Below are 2,270 nucleotides of genomic sequence, written 5' to 3'. Positions count from 1 at the left end.
GGCGGTGCTGGGGGCGCTGGGGGCCTGGGCCGGCGGCGCCCCGCCCGGCCGCGCCGTGCGCCGCGTGGTGCTGGGCGGCATCCTCGCCCTGGCGGTGACGGCGGGGATCGGCAAGCTTTTCGGCGTCGCGGTCTGACCGCCATCCGAAACCCCGGCCCGGCCGCCCTGAAAAGCCCGCGCGGGGTTGCGCCGGGCGGGCCTGCCGCCCTATCTCGGGCAGCAAGGAGAGATCATGGAAAAACGCACCCTTCCCGAACGCCCCGGCTGGCGCGACGAGGCCGAGAAGCTGGGCTTCACCTTCGCCGACATGGGCGGCGAGCCCTATTGGGACGAGACCAGCGCCTATCGCTTCACCCTGCGCGAGATCGAGGAGGACATCGAGGCGCCCGCGACCGAGCTCCACGCCATGTGCCGCGAGGCGGTGGCCCGCGCCATCGCCGACGAGACCTGGCTCTCGCGGCTGGGCATTCCCCGGCACCATTGGGACCTGGTGGCGTCCAGCTGGACGCGGGGCGAGCCCGAGCTCTATGGCCGCATGGACCTTGCCTATGACGGCAGCGGGCCGGCGAAGCTGCTGGAATACAATGCCGACACCCCGACCTCGCTTTACGAATCCGCCAGCTTCCAGTGGCTCTGGTTCGAGCAGCAGCAGGCGGCGGGGGTGCTCGACGGGGATTGCGACCAGTTCAACAGCATCCACGAGGCGATGGTGGCGCGCTGGACGCAGATCTGCGCCGATGGCGAAGAGGTGCATTTCGCCGCCGATCCCCAGAACCCCGAGGATTACGCCACGGTGGAAACCCTGGCCTGGGCCGCGCGCGAGGCGGGCCTCGGCGCGCATTTCACCGCGCTCTCGCAGATCGGCCTGACCGAGGAAGGCCAGTTCGCCGACGAGCAGTCCCGCGTCATCGGCACGCTCTTCAAGCTCTACCCCTGGGAGGACATGCTGCGCGACGAATTCGCGACGCATCTGCAAAGCTCGGGCGCCCGCTTCATCGAGCCGCCGTGGAAGGCGATCCTGTCGAACAAGGGTGTCCTGCCGCTGCTCTGGCAGATGTTCCCTGGCCACCCGAACCTGCTGCCGGCCTTCTTCCTCGACGACGTGGCCGAGGCGCTGACGGGCGGCAGCCCCGCCCCCGCCGTGGCCGAAGCCTTCGAGGCGGCGCGCGAGACGCTGGCGCAAGGCCATGTGACCAAGCCGATCTTCTCGCGCGAGGGCGCGGGGGTGGTGATCCACGAACGGGGGCGCGAAGCCGCCCGCACGCCGGACGACAGCTATTCGCACCACCCGATGATCGTGCAGGGCCTGGCGCCGCTGCCGGAATTCGGCGGGTTCTACCCGGTGCTCGGCGCCTGGATCGTCGGCGAGACCTGCTGCGGCCTCGGCCTGCGCGAGGACCGCTCGCGCATCACCCACAACCTTTCGCGCTTCAAGCCGCATTTCATCGAGGGCTGATCCATGACCCACGCATTCTCCGATCCCGATCCGCGCAAGCGCCCCAGCCGCAAGCGCGGCCGCCATGTCGCGCTGGTGCTGGCCGGCACCGCCACCCTGGCGCTGGCCGGCTGCGAGGACGACCGCATGGACGCGCAAAGCTTCCCCGACCTGGAAAGCTGCATTGCCGCCAGCAAGCAGGAAACCCTGTGGTTCACCGAGGAGGATTGTCGCAAGAACTTCGCCGCCGCCCAGCAGGAATTCCTGGAAACCGCGCCACGCTACGAATCGAAGGAGCTGTGCGAGCAGGAACACGGCGTCGGCAATTGCGGCGGCGATCCGACACAGACGCAGGAGGCGCAGAATTCCGGTGGCGGCTTTTCCTTCATGCCGCTGCTGGTCGGCTACATGATGGGCTCGATGCTGTCGCGCGGCGGCGGCATCTTCTCGCAGCCGATGGTGAGCACCGCCGACGGGCGCTATTCCACTCCCAAGGGCGACCAGAGCTTCGCCAGCAACCGCGGCGCCGGCAAGGTGCCGGCCGCGACCTTCCAGCGCGCGCCCTCGACCATCGGCAAGCCGCCGATGTCGGCAGCGCAGGTCAGCCAGCGCGGCGGCTTCGGCGCCTCGGCCACCGCGCGCTCGGGTGGGCGCAGCAGCTTCGGCGGCTGAAGGGCTTTCCGTTGCCGAAATATCCTCGGGGGTGAATTGCGGCGCCAGCCGCAAGAGGGGGCGGACAGCCCCCTTGCCCCGGCAAGGCCGGTCCATGCCACGTTAACGCTAACACAGACCCTTGCGCAGCAGCGCGGAAAAGCGCACCCTGCCGGCAGTTTCC

2 protein-coding genes are annotated in these 2,270 nt (G+C 69.6%); both read left to right on the top strand.

The genetic code is table 11. The features are described from left to right. Nucleotides 1-232 precede the first annotated feature (232 nt). Nucleotides 233-1,456: a glutathionylspermidine synthase family protein gene (locus tag I9P22_RS23950; RefSeq protein ID WP_199262716.1), complete on the top strand. Its 1,224-nt coding sequence runs from the start codon at nt 233-235 to the stop codon at nt 1,454-1,456. 3 nt (nt 1,457-1,459) lie between these two features. After that, on the top strand, nt 1,460-2,107 hold the full coding sequence (locus tag I9P22_RS23945) for a DUF1190 domain-containing protein (protein ID WP_199262714.1): 648 nt from the start codon (nt 1,460-1,462) through the stop codon (nt 2,105-2,107). Nucleotides 2,108-2,270: the final 163 nt, after the last annotated feature.

The sequence above is a fragment of the Paracoccus binzhouensis genome, from assembly GCF_016446475.1.
Classification (GTDB): domain Bacteria; phylum Pseudomonadota; class Alphaproteobacteria; order Rhodobacterales; family Rhodobacteraceae; genus Paracoccus; species Paracoccus binzhouensis.
Note: the sequence above shows the minus strand (reverse complement) of the source record. Positions and strands in the feature narration are given on the sequence as shown.

Coding starts and splice junctions, on each gene's coding strand:
- I9P22_RS23950 (WP_199262716.1), top strand. CDS start 233: ATGGAAAAACGCACCCTTCCCGAACGCCCCGGCTGGCGCGACGAGGCC.
- I9P22_RS23945 (WP_199262714.1), top strand. CDS start 1,460: ATGACCCACGCATTCTCCGATCCCGATCCGCGCAAGCGCCCCAGCCGC.